15 protein-coding genes are annotated in these 16442 nt (G+C 69.4%); 6 read left to right on the top strand and 9 right to left on the bottom strand.

Going from position 1 to position 16442, the window contains the following annotated elements; genetic code table 11:
- Nucleotides 1-17 precede the first annotated feature (17 nt).
- The 6 genes from pqqE to NQV17_RS33985 all read right to left on the bottom strand — a co-directional run bounded on the left by pqqE (nt 18) and on the right by NQV17_RS33985 (nt 5523).
- Nucleotides 18-1142, bottom strand: coding sequence for a pyrroloquinoline quinone biosynthesis protein PqqE (gene pqqE, locus NQV17_RS34010; RefSeq protein ID WP_257775628.1), 1125 nt, complete (start codon nt 1140-1142; stop codon nt 18-20).
- Between the two features lies 1 nt (nt 1143).
- Entirely contained in the window at nt 1144-1425 is a 282-nt protein-coding gene (pqqD, locus tag NQV17_RS34005) for a pyrroloquinoline quinone biosynthesis peptide chaperone PqqD (protein ID WP_257775627.1), read from the bottom strand.
- A complete protein-coding gene (gene pqqC / locus NQV17_RS34000) occupies nt 1422-2141 on the bottom strand; it encodes a pyrroloquinoline-quinone synthase PqqC (protein ID WP_124523765.1) in 720 nt (239 codons plus the stop codon). The genes pqqD and pqqC overlap by 4 nt, the downstream gene beginning before the upstream one ends.
- 2 nt (nt 2142-2143) lie before the next feature.
- Nucleotides 2144-3067 (bottom strand): pyrroloquinoline quinone biosynthesis protein PqqB, encoded by a 924-nt coding sequence (pqqB, locus tag NQV17_RS33995; RefSeq protein ID WP_124571957.1) that lies wholly within the window; start codon nt 3065-3067, stop codon nt 2144-2146.
- A 64-nt stretch (nt 3068-3131) separates the two neighbouring features.
- Nucleotides 3132-3206, bottom strand: coding sequence for a pyrroloquinoline quinone precursor peptide PqqA (gene pqqA, locus NQV17_RS33990; RefSeq protein ID WP_006410019.1), 75 nt, complete (start codon nt 3204-3206; stop codon nt 3132-3134).
- Nucleotides 3207-3498: 292 nt separating this feature from the next.
- Nucleotides 3499-5523: a sigma-54-dependent Fis family transcriptional regulator gene (locus NQV17_RS33985; RefSeq protein ID WP_257775626.1), complete on the bottom strand. Its 2025-nt coding sequence runs from the start codon at nt 5521-5523 to the stop codon at nt 3499-3501.
- Nucleotides 5524-5846: 323 nt separating this feature from the next.
- Here NQV17_RS33985 and NQV17_RS33980 point away from each other — a divergent pair, with 323 nt between their 5' ends.
- The gene (locus tag NQV17_RS33980; protein WP_257775625.1) at nt 5847-6842 is read left to right on the top strand and encodes an alpha/beta fold hydrolase; all 996 of its coding nucleotides are present in this window, start codon (nt 5847-5849) and stop codon (nt 6840-6842) included.
- Here the strand turns inward: NQV17_RS33980 and NQV17_RS33975 are convergent.
- The 3 genes from NQV17_RS33975 to NQV17_RS33965 form a co-directional block, all read right to left on the bottom strand.
- Nucleotides 6827-9127 (bottom strand): TonB-dependent receptor, encoded by a 2301-nt coding sequence (locus NQV17_RS33975; protein ID WP_257775624.1) that lies wholly within the window; start codon nt 9125-9127, stop codon nt 6827-6829. The two genes, NQV17_RS33980 and NQV17_RS33975, sit on opposite strands and share 16 nt — an antisense overlap.
- Nucleotides 9128-9216: 89 nt before the next feature.
- Nucleotides 9217-9645, bottom strand: coding sequence for a biopolymer transporter ExbD (locus NQV17_RS33970; protein ID WP_257775623.1), 429 nt, complete (start codon nt 9643-9645; stop codon nt 9217-9219).
- Nucleotides 9642-9893: a MotA/TolQ/ExbB proton channel family protein gene (locus NQV17_RS33965; RefSeq protein ID WP_257775622.1), complete on the bottom strand. Its 252-nt coding sequence runs from the start codon at nt 9891-9893 to the stop codon at nt 9642-9644. Before NQV17_RS33965 ends, NQV17_RS33970 begins: the two co-directional genes overlap by 4 nt.
- 652 nt (nt 9894-10545) lie before the next feature.
- Between NQV17_RS33965 and NQV17_RS33960 the strand changes: the two genes are divergently transcribed.
- The 5 genes from NQV17_RS33960 to NQV17_RS33940 all read left to right on the top strand — a co-directional run.
- Nucleotides 10546-12273, top strand: coding sequence for a methanol/ethanol family PQQ-dependent dehydrogenase (locus tag NQV17_RS33960; protein WP_257775621.1), 1728 nt, complete (start codon nt 10546-10548; stop codon nt 12271-12273).
- An 82-nt stretch (nt 12274-12355) separates the two neighbouring features.
- Nucleotides 12356-13612: a c-type cytochrome gene (locus NQV17_RS33955; RefSeq protein ID WP_257775620.1), complete on the top strand. Its 1257-nt coding sequence runs from the start codon at nt 12356-12358 to the stop codon at nt 13610-13612.
- A 75-nt stretch (nt 13613-13687) separates the two neighbouring features.
- The gene (locus NQV17_RS33950; protein ID WP_257775619.1) at nt 13688-14005 is read left to right on the top strand and encodes a high-potential iron-sulfur protein; all 318 of its coding nucleotides are present in this window, start codon (nt 13688-13690) and stop codon (nt 14003-14005) included.
- A 16-nt stretch (nt 14006-14021) separates the two neighbouring features.
- A complete protein-coding gene (locus NQV17_RS33945; RefSeq protein WP_257775647.1) occupies nt 14022-15875 on the top strand; it encodes a sigma-70 family RNA polymerase sigma factor in 1854 nt (617 codons plus the stop codon).
- Between the two features lie 207 nt (nt 15876-16082).
- Nucleotides 16083-16442: acetyl-coenzyme A synthetase N-terminal domain-containing protein (locus NQV17_RS33940; RefSeq protein ID WP_374692792.1), on the top strand; the 360-nt coding region annotated here is incomplete at its 3' end.

The raw sequence follows: 16442 nt of genomic DNA, 5'->3' as shown, positions 1-16442 counted from the left end.
ATGCCGCCCGCTGCCGCTCAGCGCGCGATCGAATTCGCAGTACTGCGAAAGATCAGCGGACGCTCGTCCTCCCGCCCTACCCGCCGTGCGAACTGCACGACCTGTTCGACCCGGCCGTGATGTTCGGACTTCGCGCAGACCGGATCGGCCTGCGCCGGATCGCCGGCCAGCATGTATGCCTGGCAGCGGCACCCGGCGTGATCCGTGTGACGCTCGTCGCAGGTGCGGCACGGATCGCGCATCCACCCGTCGCCGCGAAACGCGTTGAATGCGTCGCTGTCGTACCAGATGTCCTTCAGCGACCGGTCGCGCACGTTCGGCAGCGCGAGGCCCGGCAACCCGCGCGCGGCATGGCACGGCAGCGCGGTGCCGTCCGGTGCGACGCCGAGGAACACCGAGCCCCAGCCGTTCATGCAGGCCTTCGGCCGCTGCTCGAAGTAGTCGGGCACGACGAACAGAATCTTGCACCGTTCGCCGACGAGCTTCCGGTAGCGGTTGACCGTTTCCTCCGCTTCGCGCAGCTGTTCGGCGGTCGGCATCAGCTGGTCGCGATTCAGCATCGCCCAGCCGTAGTACTGCGTGTTGGCAAGCTCGAGAAAATCCGCGCCGAGGTCGAGCGCCATCTCGATGATCTGGCCGACGTGCGGCAGGTTGTACCGGTGCAGCACGCAGTTCAGCACCATCGGATAGCCATGCGACTTGATCAGTCGCCCGACGCCGCGCTTGAGGTCGAAGGTGCGCGTGCTGGTCAGGAAGTCGTTCAGCTCGCGCGTCGAATCCTGCAGCGACAGCTGGACATGATCGAGGCCGGCCGCCTTGAGCCGGCCGATGCGCGCGGCATTCAGGCCCACGCCCGACGTGATCAGGTTGGTATAGAAACCCAGCGACCGCGCATGCTCGACCAGCACCTCCAGATCGTCGCGCTGCAGCGGTTCGCCGCCGGAAAAACCGATCTGCGCGGCGCCGAGCGCGCGCGCGTCGCTGATCACCGTGCGCCACGCGTCGGTGTCGAGCTCCGCGCCGTGCGTCGCGAAGTCGACCGGGTTGTAGCAGAACGCGCAGTGCAGCGGACAGCGGTACGTGAGCTCGGCGAGCATCCACAGCGGCGCGCTCGGGCGGTTCGGAGGCGGTGTCATGTCCATGTCAGTCGAGCCAGCCGCGCAGTCGCGCATGATCGAGGAAGCGATAGACGTCCGACGCGAGATCCGACGTGCTGAACAGCCGCTCGAGCTCGTCGATGATGTCGTCGAGCTCGCGCGTGCCGTCGCAGCGCGCGAGGATCTCGCCCGCGCTCGGGTTGAGCCGGACCATGCCTTCCGGATACAGGAGCACGTACGCATCCTGGGCCGCCTCCCACTGCAGGCGGTACATGCCCCTCAGCGCGGGGCGCAGCGGCACGCCGCTGACGGCTTCGTTGGAGTTCATGCGGGGTACGCCTTTTCAATCGCATCGAGAATCGACCACAGCACATCCAGCTTGAACGACAGGATGTCGAGCGCGCGCCGTTGCGCGTCCGGTGTCGTGAAATGGCTCAGCGTCACCGCGAGCCCGTGTTCGACGTCGCGCTGCGCGAGCGGCACGCGGCTGCGGAAATACTGCAGCCCGTCCGCCTCGATCCACGGATAGTGGGACGGCCAGCCCGCGAGCCGGTCGAGGTGGATCTGCGGCGCGAACATCTCGGTCAGCGACGAGCACACGGCCTCCTGCCACGGCGCGTGCCGCGCGAAATTGACGTAGGCGTCGACCGCGAACCGCACGCCGGGCAGCACGTGCGCGAGCGACCACAGCTCCGAGCGCTCGATGCCGACCGCCTCGCCGAGCCGCGCCCAGGCCTCGATCCCGCCTTCCTGGCCGCCGTGACCGTCGTGGTCGAGAATCCGCTCGACCCACAGCCGGCGCGTGTCGCGGTCCGGGCAGTTGGACAGGATCGCTGCGTCCTTCAGCGGAATGCTGACCTGGTAGTAGAAGCGGTTCGCGACCCAGCCGCGGATCTGCGCCGGCGAGCACGCGCCGGTGTTCAAGCGCCGGTTGAACGGATGATGGATGTGGTAGCGCGATTCGAGCGCGCGCAGGCGCGCCTCGAACTCCTGCGCACTCCAGGGCGTCGCGTGCAGCGCCGCGGCGGGAATCGGTGCGTTCATGGTCAGACCTCGAATTGCATGCCGTCGTGGGCGACCTCGATGCCGTGCTCGCGCAACTGCGCGCACTGCGCGGAACCGGGGTCGAGAATCGGATTCGTGTTGTTGATGTGCGTGAGGACCTTGCGCGTGTGCGCCGGCAACTGCCGCAACTGCTCGATCATCCCCGGCCGCGCCGCGTCGCCGCACTGCGCGAGATGTCCCATGTCCGCCGCGTGCTTCGACGACAGGCCGAGGTCGATCATCTCGGTGCCGGTCCAGAAGGTGCCGTCCACCAGCACGAGATCGGCGTCGCGCATCGCGGCGCGCGCGCCGTCGTCGACGTCGGCGAGCCCCGGCGCGTAGAACGCGTGCCGGCCGGTCGCCGTATCTTCGATCAGGAGTGCGATGTTGTCGCCCGGCACGCTCGCCTCGCGGCGCGGCGAATACGGCGGCGGCTTGCTGTCGACCGGCACGGCGGTGAAGCGAAGGCCGCCGGCGCCCGCGATCGCGAACGGCTGGCCCGGCGCGATCGGGTGGACGTCGACCCCGCAGTAGTGGCCGAGCAGCGGCACCAGCGGCAGCCCGGTCGACAGGTCGTCGAGCACCGGTGCGCTCGCGTACAGCGGCAGCGGCGACGTGCGTTCGCGCAGCATCAGCAGACCCGTCACGTGATCGATCTGCGCGTCGCACAGCACGACGGCGACGATCGCGCTGTCGCGGATCGCGCGGGCGGGCTGCAGGTCGGGGGCGGCGCGCAGTTGCGCGAGGATGTCCGGCGACGCGTTCACCAGCACCCAGTCGCTGCCGTCGCCGCTGACGGCGATCGACGATTGCGTGCGCGGCACGATGCCGTCGGTGCCGGCCCGCGCGCGACGGCAGTTGCCGCAGTTGCAGTTCCATTGCGGCAGTCCGCCGCCGGCGCCCGAGCCGAGTATCTTGATCTTCATCTGCGTGTGCTCCGGGTGCCGCCCGCATCGTGTCCGTCGATGCGGGCGGCACTGCGCGCCTCGATCAGCGGTTGGCGATGTACATCGTGATTTCGAAACCGAAACGCAGGTCGGTATAAGCCGGGGTGGTCCACTGCATGATGTGTCTCCTTGTTGAGTTGGTGAGTCGAACAAACCGCATCGATCGAGCGGCCGATACCCATTCAGCAAGGAGCGTGCCGGGGCCGGATTTGCGTCGCGCAGCGGCGTGCGCAGGCGTGCGGCCACCGCCGGGTGGTCACGGCACCGAAATCCTTACGATTGACCGACACTAACATTTCAGAATCCGTCGAGCGACGGTTCACGATGCGCGCGGCCGGTTGAGCAAGTGTTGAATCCTTGAACACCGGGTGTTGCAACCTGACACACCGGTGTGACAGTCGAGGCTTCCGTCAGGGTTCGTCCGGCTCCAGCGCATCCGGCCCGGCGGCCGGCATCTTGCGGTAGATCGTGTTGCGCGACACGCCGAGCGCGCGCGCGGCGGCGGACACGTTGCCGCCATGACGCGCGAGCGCGGCCGCGATCGCGGATGCGGCGACGTCCTGCAACCGTGCATCACCGGCCGCGGCCGCGTTCGCGTTCGCGAACGCGGGCGCATCCGCTGCGAGCTGCTGCGGCGGCGCAGCGGCGCCCTGCGCCACCGCGCCACAGTCGCGCCGCACGTCGTCGAAGAAGTCGTCCGGCAAATGCTCGCAGCGGATCTCGCAGTCGTCGTCGACCATCGCGGACGCGGTGCGCAGCAGGTTCGCGAGCTGCCGGAAGTTGCCCGGCCACGCGCAACGCTCGAACAGCGCCATCACGTCGGGCGCGACGCTCAACGGCCGGCGGCCGGGCCCCGACAGCGTCTCCCGCTGCAGCATCTTCTGGACGACCACCGCGAGGTCCGTGCGGTCGCGCAGCGGCGGCAGCCGTACGACGAGGCCGTTGAGCCGGTAGTACAGGTCCTCGCGAAAGCGGTTCTGCGCGATCATCTCGCGCAGGTCGCGGTGGGTCGCGCAGATGATCGCGATGTCGACGCCGATCGCCTTCGTCGAGCCGAGCGGATTGACGATGCGCTCCTGCAGCACGCGCAGCAGCCGCACCTGCAGCGGATACGGCATGTCGCCGATTTCGTCGAGAAACAGCGTGCCGCCGTTGGCCTGCAGCAGCTTGCCGGTCGCGCCCTTGCGGCGGGCGCCGGTAAACGCGCCCTCCTCATAGCCGAACAGTTCGGATTCGATCAGCGTCTCCGGAATCGACGCGCAGTTGACGGCGACGAACGGCCCGTCGCGGCGCGGCGAGTCGTTGTGGATCGCCTGCGCGAGCAGTTCCTTGCCGGTGCCGGTTTCGCCGGTGATCAGCACCGGAATGTCCTTGCCGATCACCTTGCGGATCTTCGCGATCACCGCCGCGACCTGCGGATCGCCGGTGTCGAGATAGCTGAGGCGCGACAGGCTCGCCGCGCCCTGCGCGGCAGGCGGCCGCGCGGCGGGCGCGGCGCCGTCGTGCACCTCGGCGGGCCGGCTGCCCTCGGGCCGCAACGCGCGCCGGAACTGCACGCGCGCGCAGACCACCGCGCCGTTGCCGAGATTCAGCGCCACGTGCGGCTCGGTGCTCGCGCGCATCCGGTCGATCAGTTGCGCGCTCGTCACGTCGAACAGCGACGCGAGCGTATGCGCGCGCAGCGCGGCAAGCGGCATCCCGAGCTGGAACTGCGCGCTGCGGTTGGCCGACAGGAAGCGGCCGTCCGCGGTGAACGCGACGATCCCTTCCATCAGCGTGCCGAGGAATTCGGGGCGGCCGTGGAACGACACCTGCAGCGTCTCCTGGAAGGTCGTCGTGAACAGGTGGTTCTCGATCATCTGCACCGACATCTTCGCGAGCGCCATCGTGTGCTGGTGATAGCTGCGGTGGTCGCCCGTCACGTCGAGCACGCCGATCGCGTCGCCGTACGGATCGAGAATCGGCACGCTCGAGCAGGTCAGGAAATGGTTCGCGGCCAGGAAGTGCTGGTCGCCGTGCACGACCATCGGACACAGCTCCGCGAGCGCGGTGCCGATCGCGTTGGTGCCCTGCCGGTTCTCGGCCCAGTTCGCGCCGGGGCGCAGCGCGACCCGTTCCGCGCGACGCAGGAAGTCGTCGTCGCCGATCGAATGCAGGATCAGCCCTTCCGCATCGGTCAGCACGATCATGCTCTGCGTATTGACGATCTGCTCGTGCAGCGTCTCCATCACGGGCATCGCATGCACGCACAGCACGCGGTTCTGCTCGCGCTTGAGCGCCAGCGCGGCGCCGGACAGCAGGTCGTAGTCGGGACGTGCCGATGCCTGCAGGCCGAACGTCTCGGACCGCTCATGGGACTTCTGGATCGTCGGCGTCGGCCAGCCGGGCGCATGCGTGGCCCGTGCGTTGGCCGTCGGATGAACGTCATCGCGCATTGTCTCCTCCGGGGATCCTTCCGGTCGTGCCGGACTCTTTGCCCTTGATGCGAGCAAACATCGGGCCACGATGGGATACGCGCACGATCTGGTTTCGTTGCATCGCCGCGCCGACCGAAATTGAAAGGGAAATGAAATGACGGCACTAGCTTGCCGTCGATGCGGCGTGCCGCGCGCGTGGTCCACGTGATAACGTGAAACGCACGCGTGCCGCCACCCGGACGAATCCCTATCTTCATCGCCGGCGCGAATCTGGCTTCATACGGGTCGAGCGCGGCCGCATCGTGCGATTGCCTTTCCCTCTCCGTCTATACCCCGCCGACATGTCGCCATCACGCAGCCAACGCTCCGCCCTCCCCGTGCGCCGCCTGTCCCGCGATGCATGCACGATCGCGTGGACCGAAGCCGGCAACCCGCGCGGCGCGCCGGTCGTCGTGCTGCACGGCGGGCCCGGCAGCGGCAGCCGGCCGGCCGTGCTGCGCCTGTTCGACCTGACGCGCACACGCGTCGTGCTGGTCGACCAGCGCGGCGCGGGTGCGTCGACGCCGCGCGGCGGTCTGCGTCACAACAACACGATGCAACTGATCGGCGATCTCGACGCGCTGCGCGCGCGGCTCGGCATCGCACGCTGGAGCGTCGTCGGCGGGTCGTGGGGCGCGGCGCTCGCGCTCGCCTACGCGGGACGGCATCCGTCGCGCGTCACCGGCGTCGTGCTGCGCGGGTTGTTCCTCACGTCGTCGCGCGAAGTGCGCGGCCTGTTCGTCGGTGCACGCGCACGCGCACCGCGGGCCTGGCAGCGCCTGACGGCCGCCGCCGGCACCGCGCGCGTCGATCGTCTGATCGCCTGCTGCGCGCGGCGTCTCCAGCCGGGCGCCGGCGCGGCGCGGCAGCGCGCGGTCGCGCTCGCATGGAACGCGTATGAAGACGCGATCCTGACCGGGCGGCCGGCGCGCGGCGCGCGGCCGACGCAAGCCGCGATCGACCGGCTGATCGACAAGTACCGGATCCAGGCGCACTACCTGCAACGCCATTGCTGGCTCGGCGAACGCCGCTTGCTGGCGCTCGCGCGGCAGGCCGCGCAAGCCGGCGTGCCGATACATGCAGTGCACGGCACGCGCGACCGCGTGTGCCCGGTCGACAACGTCGATCGACTCGCGCGCGCGGTGCCGGCCGCCATCGTCGAGCGCGTGCCGGCCGGGCATCTCGCGAGCGATGCTGCGCTCGCGCGTGGCGTCGCTCGCGCGGTACGCAAGATGCTCGACGTCACGGCAGCAGCCGCACCGCACTGCGCCGAGCCGCCCGTTCAGTCCCACGCATAGCGCGCGCCGACCCACGCGCCGCGCGGCGCGCCCGGCCCGACGAACTGTTCGTTGACGGCATTGAGCTCGTCGAACGAATGGTTAGGACCATTGAATACGTTCCGGCCGAGCATCCCGAAGCTCGCATAGCGCTTGTCGAGCAGGTTGGTCACCGACGCGAACAGCTGCAGCTGCTTCGTGACCTGCCAGGTCGTGTCGAGGTCGATGAGGAAATAGCCGGGCACCTTGCCATTTTCGTCCTGGTTGTTCTCGTCGCCGCGCGCGAACACGCCGCTGCGATAGGTGATGCGGGTGCCGACGGTCCACTTCGGCGTCGCCGCATAGTCGAGCCTCAGCTTCACGGTGCTCGACGGAATCCCCGGAATGCGGTCGCCGGAGCGGACGACGATGTTGCCGCGTGCATCGGCGCTCGAATTGCTCGCGCTGCTTTCGGTCCACGTCGAGCGGTAGCTGGCGTCGACATAGCTGTAGCTGACGCCGACGCCGACCGGCCCGGGCCGCGTATGACCCGCGAGTTCGAAGCCTTGCCGGCGCGTCTTGCCGACGTTCTGGAAATAGCCGAGCGTGCTCGCGCCGCCGTTGCTGCTGATGAACTGGATGTCGTCGTCGAGCGTCGTGCGGTAGACGGCCGCGCTCCACGTCGTCGCCTGCCCCACCCGGCCGCGCGCGCCCAGCTCGATCGTCTTCGCGATCACGGGCTTCAATGCCGGATCGGCGAGAAAGTCGTTCGGCAACGAGCACGGCGCGGCCGGATCGGCGCACGCGAGCTCGATCGCGGTCGGCGAGCGCATCCCTTCGTTGTACGTCGCATACGCGGTGAAGCCCGGCGCCGGATTCCACGTGATGCCGACGGCCGGATTGAACCGCGCGAACGTATGGCGCGCGGTGAGCAGCGGCTGCAGGCCGCTCACGTCCTCGATCGCCGCGCGCGACACGTTGTAGCGCCCGGCCAGCGTCAGCGACCATTGGCGCGTCAGCGCGAGCGTGTCGTCGAAGTAGACGCCGTAGTTCGCGTTGCGCGTCTTCGCGCGCGTCGTCTGCGTGAAGTCGCCGATGCCGACCGTCGCGCGCGTGGCCGTGAACATCGCATCCTGCGACGATTGCTCGAAGCCCGAGTTCGCGAGATCGGCGGATGCGCCCGCCACGAACTGGTTGTCCATGCCGGCGAGCTTGCCGAGCAGCGTCAGCTGCAGGTTCGCGCCGTAGCTGTCGGTCGCGATCACCGAGCGGGCGTTGGTCGCCTGCACGGTGTCGGTGGCGCCGCTGCCGTCGACGCTGCCGAAATCGTCGGTCACGTTGCTGCTGATGTTGGTGTTGCGATAGTGCCGGTAATAGACGTTGCCGCTCAGCTGCACGTGGTCGCCGAACGAATGGTCGCCCGCCACGGTGACGTACGCGGCGCTGTTGCGGTTCAGGTCGGGATAGGTGTAGGCCTGCGCGCGATTGTCGAGAAACGTGCGCGGAATCGTCTGCGAGCCCTGCAGCGCGTTGTCCGCGCCGCCGGCCGAGATCGACAGCGTCGTATCGGCGTCCGTGTAGCGCAGCTTGCCGAAGTCCTGCCGCACGCGGCTCGCGTTGTGATCGGCCCAGCCGTTGTCGTTCGCGACGTTGCCCGTCACGTAATAGTCGAGGTGGCTGCCGATACGCCCGCCCTGCTCGATCTGCGCGGTCTTGCGTCCCCACGATCCGATCGATACCTGCGCGGCGCCGCCCGGGCTCGTCCTGCCGTTCTTCGTCGTGATCGCGAGCGCGCCGCCGAGCGTGTTGAGGCCGTAGGTCGGATTCGAACCGGGGATCAGCTGCATCGTGTCGATCGCCGCCTGCGGGATCAGATCCCAGTTCACGACGTCGCCGAACGGCTCGTTGACACGCACGCCGTCGACGAACACCGACAGCCCCTGCGGCGTGCCGACGACCGGCGACGCAGTAAAGCCGCGGTAGTTCACATCCGTCTGGTACGGATTGCCCTGTGCCTCGTTGATGTCGACGCTCGAGACGTTCTTCTCGAAGTAGTCGGTCAGCACGCTGTCGTGCTGGCGCGCGAGGTCCTCGCCGCGAATCGTCTGCACGTTGGCCGGCACGCGCGAGAGCGGCGTGCCGATCCCGAGCAGCGGCGTCGTGCCGACGACGACGATCGGCGCGAGCGTCGGCGCATCGGCGTTGCCGGCCGGTTCGACCTGCGCCGACGCGGGCGCGAGCCAGCCGCCGAGCATGCCGCCGAAGCACAGCGTCACGCCCGCGCGCCGTGCGGCGAAGCGGCGCTTCGTCCCATCGGTTTCCTTCATCTCCACGTCTCCTCTTTTTTTGTCGTCGCGTCGTTATATCGTTGTCCGTATCGATGGGTCGGCGCTCATCTCCGCCGACATCGTTCGCTTCATGGCGCCGGCCCGGCAGCGCCGTCCGCCGTCGCGATCGCGACATGCGCGACACGCGCGCGTCCGATCGACGCGATGACGCCGGCCACGGTGCCGAACGGCTCGTTGCGGTCCGCGTGCAGGCTCACGCTCGTCTGCGGGTCGTGCGCGACGCGGCGTGCCAGCACGGCTTCGACCTCGGCCGGCGCGGCCGGCGTGCCGTCGATCCGGACCGCTCCGTGCGCGTCGACGGTCACGGTGACGGTCGACGCACGCAGGTCGCGCGCGGGCGCGGCTGCCTTCGGCAGGTCGACGCGGATCGCATGCGTCATCAGCGGCGCAGCGACCATGAAGATCACCAGCAACACGAGGACGACGTCCACGAGCGGCGTCACGTTGATCTCGCCGAGCGGTTCGCCCGCGTCGGCTTCGCGCTCGTCCGTCCTCATACGGCCGCCCGGCGCACGCCCGCACTGTTTGCTGCCGGCAGCGCGGCATGCACCGGCGCGTCGATCCGGAAGCGACGCTGTTCGGCCAGCGCGATCAGGTCCTGCCCGAACTCGTCGAGCCCGGCCGTCACGGTCTTGAGCTGCCGCAGGAACAGGTTGTAAGCCAGCACCGCCGGAATCGCGACGCCGATCCCGATCCCGGTCGCGACCAGCGCCTGGCCGATCGGCCCCGCGATCGGGACCGGCATCGCGGTTTCTCGCTGCGCGGAATCGTTGCCGGTTCGAACGGCAAGAAGCATGCCGATGCCCGCATCGCCCGGCCGGCGCCGGTCGAAGCCACCACGCGTCGATCCGCAACCGCCGACCTGTTGCAGTTCGTGCCACCGCTGTCGCACCTGTGTCAATTTGGATCAACGGTACGGCGCTCGTGCAGTCGTATGCGCGATCGTCGTTCGGATCGAGCGCGCCGCCGCACGCGCGCGGTCCGTTGCATGCGTGCGTCGCACCGGGTAACGGCGCGCCATCGACTCACACAGTCGACGACGATCGCCGTCCCTGCGCCGCACCGTCGTCCATTCAGGCACGCACGCACGCAGAACCGCCGCGATTGGCCGTGCGCCACGTATCGCATGCGTGCTGCTCCCGTCCGCTCACGGCGTTGTCATGTTTCGCAACACTCGGCCCGCGGCTGTCCCCGAACGCAACACACGCGGATCACCCGCGCCGCGCCGCCCGCGTCGCCACAACGCGCGCAATCGGCCGCTGCGCCTTGCGCGGCAAGGCGCGCGCCGCAGTGGCATGCGATTTGCGTGACTGGCTGCGCACTGGACCCGGATCCCCACCCTGCCGGCCCGGCCATGTGTTGGCCGCGGTGCGACCACAATGACTCAGGAGACAACCATGAAAAAACTCTCGGCTTCGACGAGCCGACTGGCAACGATCGGCATCGCGGCGGCTGCCGCTATCGCCTTGAATCCCGGCCTGGTGGACGCTGCCGCGGATTATCCGGCCGTCACGTACCAGCGGCTCACGGATGCACAACGCGATCCGGGCTGGCTCACCTACTACCGCACGTACAGCGGCCAGGCGCATTCGCCGCTCAAGCAGATCGACGCGTCGAACGTGAAGCAGCTCACGCAGGCGTGGAGCTACAAGTTTCCGGCCGAGCTGAAGCAGGGTTTCGAGGCCACGCCGATCGTCAACGGCCGCTACCTGTTCGTGACCACGCCGAAGGACAACGTGTACGCGTTCGACGCGGCCACCGGCGCGCAGCTGTGGAAATACGAACCGAAGCTCGGCGCGGAATCGTTCAAGACGGCCTGCTGCGACGTCGTGAACCGCGGCGTCGCGCTGTACGGCAAGAACGTCTACGTCGCGATGCTGAGCGGCGAGGTGGCCGCGCTCGACGCGCAGACCGGCGCGCTCGTGTGGAAGAAGCAGATGTTCGAACCGGGGCTCGGCTACGCGTTCTCGCTCGCCCCGCTCGCGCTCGACGGCGCGATCGTGGTCGGCAGTTCGGGCGGCGAATACGGCGCACGCGGCTTCATCGCGGCGCTCAGCCCGAACGACGGCACGCTGCTGTGGAAGCGCTACACGATCCCCGGCCAGGGCGAGAAGCACGCCGATACCTGGCCCGACGGCATGCAGGCGCACGGCGGCGCACCGGCCTGGCTGACCGGCACCTACGACGCGGCGACGCGCACGCTGTACTGGGGCGTCGGCAACCCGGGGCCGTGGCTCGCGGACCTGCGGCCGGGCGACAACCTGTACTCCGATTCGCTGCTCGCGCTGGATCCGAAGAACGGCGACCTCAAGTGGCACTACCAGTACACGAAGCACGACACCTGGGACTACGACGGCGTCAACACGCCGGTGCTCGCGACGATCAAGTACAAGGGCAAGGAACACGACGCGATCGTCCATGCCGACCGCAACGGCTACTTCCACGCGATCGACCGCGACACCGGCAAGCTGATCTATGCGGAGCCGTTCGTGAAGGCCACGTCGGTCACCGGCTACACGGAAGACGGCGCGCCGATCCAGGATCCCGCGAAGTATCCGAAGGTCGGCACGACGATCGACACGTGCCCGAGCTTCCTCGGCGGCAAGAACTGGTGGTCGATGTCGTACGACCCGGTGCGCCATCTCGCGATCGTCCCGGCGCTGCATGCGTGCATGAGCCTGTCGGGCAAGTCGGTCAACTACATGGAAGGGCTGCCGTATCTCGGCGAAGGCTTCGAGATCAAGCCGGAGCCGGGCAGCGAAGGCTACGGCGAACTCCAGGCGATCGACGTGAACACCGGCAAGAAGGTGTGGAGCCACTGGAGCAAGCTGCCGTGGAACGGCGGCGTCGCGACGACCGCGAGCGGCCTCGCGTTCAGCGGCTCGCTCGACGGCCACCTGTACGCGTTCGACGTGTCGACCGGCAAGGTGCTGTGGGAGAGCCCGAAGCTCGCGAGCGGGATCATCGCGCAGCCGTCCGTCTTCGAAGTCGACGGCAAGGAGTACGTAGCAGTGCTCGCCGGTTACGGCGGCGCCAACCCGATCTGGGGCGGCCCGATGGCCAAGGCGGCGGACGACGTGCCGCGCGGCGGCACGCTGTACGTGTTCGCCCTCGACCGCGGCTGATCGACGTCCGTTCAACCGCATCGCACCCGCGCCGCCGGCGCGGGTGCCGCCTCCCTTCTCCTTTTCAACCGAGCGTACGATCATGAACCTCCGACTTTCCCGCCTCGCCGTGGCCTGTGCGCTCGCGGCAGGCACGGCGCTGACCCCGGTGCCGTCCACGGCCGCGACGGCGGTACGCGTCTGCTCGCTGCCCGGCACGCCGACGGCCGCGCTCGACAAGGCCGTCGCCCGCGAGGTGTTCCGCACGGCCGGCATCACGGCCACCTTCTCCGCACACGACGCAGGCGGCAGCGACGACGACGGCGTATCCGCGCACGAACTCGCCGACATCCTCGAACGCGATTGCGACGTGCTCGCCGGCTTCCCGCGCTCGGCCATCGCCGACGCATCCGACACGAAGCTGCTGTTCTCGCAGGGCTACCTGCGCTCGGGCTACGTAAGCGTCACGCGCCGCGACGCCGGCACGCCGGCGGCCGGCCGGGAAATCGTCGCGGCCACCTACGCGAGCCCCGCGCAACTGATCGCGGTGCAGCAGAAGAACGCGCGCTTCGATCTCGAGAACACGTCCGAGCAAACGGTCGACGCGGTCGCCCGCGGCCGCGCGCATCGCGCGATCGTCTGGTATCCGGCGGTCGTCGCATATCAGGCCGCGCATCCGAAACAGGCATTCCGCATCGGCGCGACCTCGTCGCCGTATGCGGAGTGGCAGCTCACGTTTGCGTTCGCGCCGCGCTCGGCCGCGTTGCAGCAGCGGATCGACGCGGCACTCACGCAGATGAAGGACAACGGCCGGCTGGCTGCGCTGACCCGCAAGTGGGCACTGCCCGGCAGCGCGCTCGAAGCGCACGAGTCGCGCACGCCGTCGCGTTTCCTCGACGGCGCGACGGCGAGCGCAGGCCGCGCGCCCGATAGCCTGCTGCGCGCGCGCAACGTGAGCGCAGGCGGCTTCATCCGCGTCGCCGCGAGCACCGGCGACGCCGCGCCGACGTTCGACGCCGTCCAGGTCGCACACGGCAAGGAAATCTACGGCAATGCCTGCGCGAAGTGCCACGGCGCCGACCTCGAAGGCAACACCGCGCCCGCGCTGAGCGGCCCGTCGTTCGCACCGCTGTCGCATTCGCACCTGACGATCGGCGGCGTGTTCGGCTACATGGCGACCAACATGCCGGCGGACCAGCCCGGCAAGCTGAAGGACGAAGACTACGCGGACCTGATGGCCTTCCTGCTCGCGTCGAACGGCTACGTCGCCGGCAAGAGCAAGCTGACGGCCGATACCGCCCACGCATCGACCGCGCCGCTCATCGCCGGTCCCGCCGCGCACAAGGACGCGAGCCAGTAACACCGGGCCAGCGGCTCCGCCACGCGATGCGGGCCGCGCCCTTCCCCACGATTTCATCTTCACCAGGAAACGACCGTGACGCACCCGACCTCCCGCAGAACCTTCATCATCCATACCATCGGCCTGTGCGCGACGCTCGCCGCCGCACGCACGGCACTCGCGGCGCCGCCGCTCGTCGACGAGAACGACGCCGCCGCGAAGACGCTCGGCTATCGCGCGCATGCGTCCAGCGTCGACGCCGCGCAGTTCCCGAAATACCAGGCCGGCCAGCGCTGCGTCAACTGCCGCTTCTACAAGGGCGAAGCGGCGGATGCCGCCGGCACGTGTCCGATGTTCGGCGGCAAGCTGGTCGCGGCGGACGGCTGGTGCAACGTGTATGCGAAGCGCGCGTGACGCGTCGCGCGACGGGATGCCGGCGCGGCACGCACCGGCGCCCGCGGCCGGCATCGACGACGGCGCGCCGCCGCACGCCGTCGCGCATCTGCACGCGCTGATCGCGACCGGCCTGTCGCGCGGCTTCGTCACGCGCGGCGACATCATCGACGCGCTGCCCGACGACGATGCGAGCGACAGCGGCATCGATGCCGCCGCCGCGGTGCTCGCCGAACTCGGCATCGCGGTGTGCGACAGCGCCGATACCGCGAGCGGCTGGACGATCGACCGCTACTTCCGGCCCGCGCCGCCCGCGCGTGCATGGGCCGACGGCGCCGGTACGCTCGCCGCGGCCGACCTGCTCGCGGCGCGCACGACCGACCCGGTCCGGCTGTACCTGCGCGAGATGGGCACGACGCCGCTCCTCACGCGCGACGAGGAATTCGCGTACGCGCAGCGCATCGAACGCGGCCGCGCGGCGTCGGTCGCGGTGCTGTGCGGCGACCCCGATGCACTCGACGCGCTGGTGTCGATCCGCACCGAGATCGCCGAATGCCGGACCGCCGCATCGACCTACGTGATCTTTCTCGCCGACGGCCCGCGCGACGATCGACCGGCGGACAGAGTCGATGCGGACGCTTCGCCCGCCCCCATCGGCGAACCCGCACGCGACGACGAGACGCCACCGGAGGATTCGGCCTGGCGCGACGCCGTCGTGGCACGGCTCGCCCGCATCGACGCGCTCGCCGGCGGCATGCGCGCGGCGCTGCTGTCGGGCGGCACCGCTTCCGCCGCGTATCGCGCGCAAGTCCGCGACGTCGCGGCGCTGCTCGGCACGGTGAGCCTGTCCGCCCGCGCACTCGAACGGATGAGCGAACCGTTGCGCAAGCGCGCATGCCGGCAGCGCGCACTGCGGGGCCGGCTGGCGCGGATGCTGGCCGACGTGGGCGTCCCGCCGTCGTTTGCGCGGTCGACCGACGACGACCACGCGGGCTGGCTCGCGTCGTGCATCGCCGCCCATCCGGCCTGCGGGCCGACGCTGACGCGGCGCGCGGCCGAGTTCGTCGATGCACGCGCCGCGATCGTGCGCGATGCCCCGACGTCGGCGCTGCCGCCCGGCGCGACCGCGTCGCTCGATGCGCGGCTCGCTGCGATCGAGCGCGCGATGCAGCCGGCGAGGACGGGCCTGTTCGACGCGAACCTCCGGCTCGTCGTGTCGATCGCGAAGCGCTATCCCGATCGCGGGCTGCCGTTCGCCGACCTGATCCAGGAAGGCAACATCGGCCTGTTGAAGGCCATCGAGCGCTACGACTACCGGCGCGGTTTCCGCTTCTCGACCTACGCGACCTGGTGGATCCGGCAGGCGATCACGCATGCGCTCGCCGACCTCGGCCGCACGATCCGCGTGCCGACGCATACGGTCGACGCACTGAACAAGCTGTCGCGGCTCGCGCGCGAGCATCGGCAACGCGCGGGCACGGCCGCGACGCCGGCCGAACTGGCCGTCCACATGGGCGAGCCGGTCGACAAGGTGCGCGACCTGATGGCGATCGTGAAGGAGCCGGTGTCGGCGGACTTGCCGGTCTCGCCGGAAGGCGACATGACGTTCGCCGACGTCGCGCCGGACCTGTCGTCGCCGTCGCCCGAAGACGCCGCCGGCGCCGCCCAGTTGCGCCATACGATCGCCGCCGCGATCGACCGGCTACCGCCGCGCGAAGCGACGGTCCTGCGGTTGCGCTACGGACTGCATGCGGACGAAGGCTGCTCGCTGCGCGACATCGGCCGCCAGTTGAACCTGTCCGCCGAACGCGTGCGGCAGATCGAGGCGTCGGCGCTCGCGCGGCTTCGCGCATCCGACGCGCTCGGCGCGCTCCGGTCGTTCATCGCGTAGCGCGGCGTCCGGCCAGCGGCGTGCACGCCGCGCATCGTGTGCCGTGTTGACGCCTGCAACACCTGCTGCTGCATTTCGACGCAACGCGCAGGCCGGCAAGCGCACCGAGTGCCTGGTCTCTTTATGCTTTGCACTGCATATCGATCTACGTGAACCGCACTGCAACGCGCACGCACGCCGCTGCGGCCGAATACCCGCGCGACTGGCATGCAAGTTGCGTTTCAACAGTCAGGCCGCACACCAACGATTTCCACGGAGAACACCTTGACTGCCCTCGTATCGATCCTGCAGGAACACCGAATCTTCGAACCGTCGGCCGACGCGCGCGAGCGCGCCAACATCTCCGGCATGCCGGCCTACCGCGCGCTGGCCGCCGAGGCCGAGCAGGATTACGAAGGCTTCTGGGCGCGTCTCGCGCGCGAGGGCCTCAGCTGGCACAAGCCGTTCACGAAGGTGCTCGACGAGAGCGACGCGCCGTTCTACAAATGGTTCGACGACGGCGAACTCAACGCGTCGTACAACTGCCTCGACCGCCACGTCGAAGCCGGCAACGGCGAGCGCGTCGCC

The sequence above is a fragment of the Burkholderia sp. SCN-KJ genome (assembly GCF_024656005.1).
GTDB lineage: Bacteria > Pseudomonadota > Gammaproteobacteria > Burkholderiales > Burkholderiaceae > Burkholderia.
Note: the sequence above shows the minus strand (reverse complement) of the source record. Positions and strands in the feature narration are given on the sequence as shown.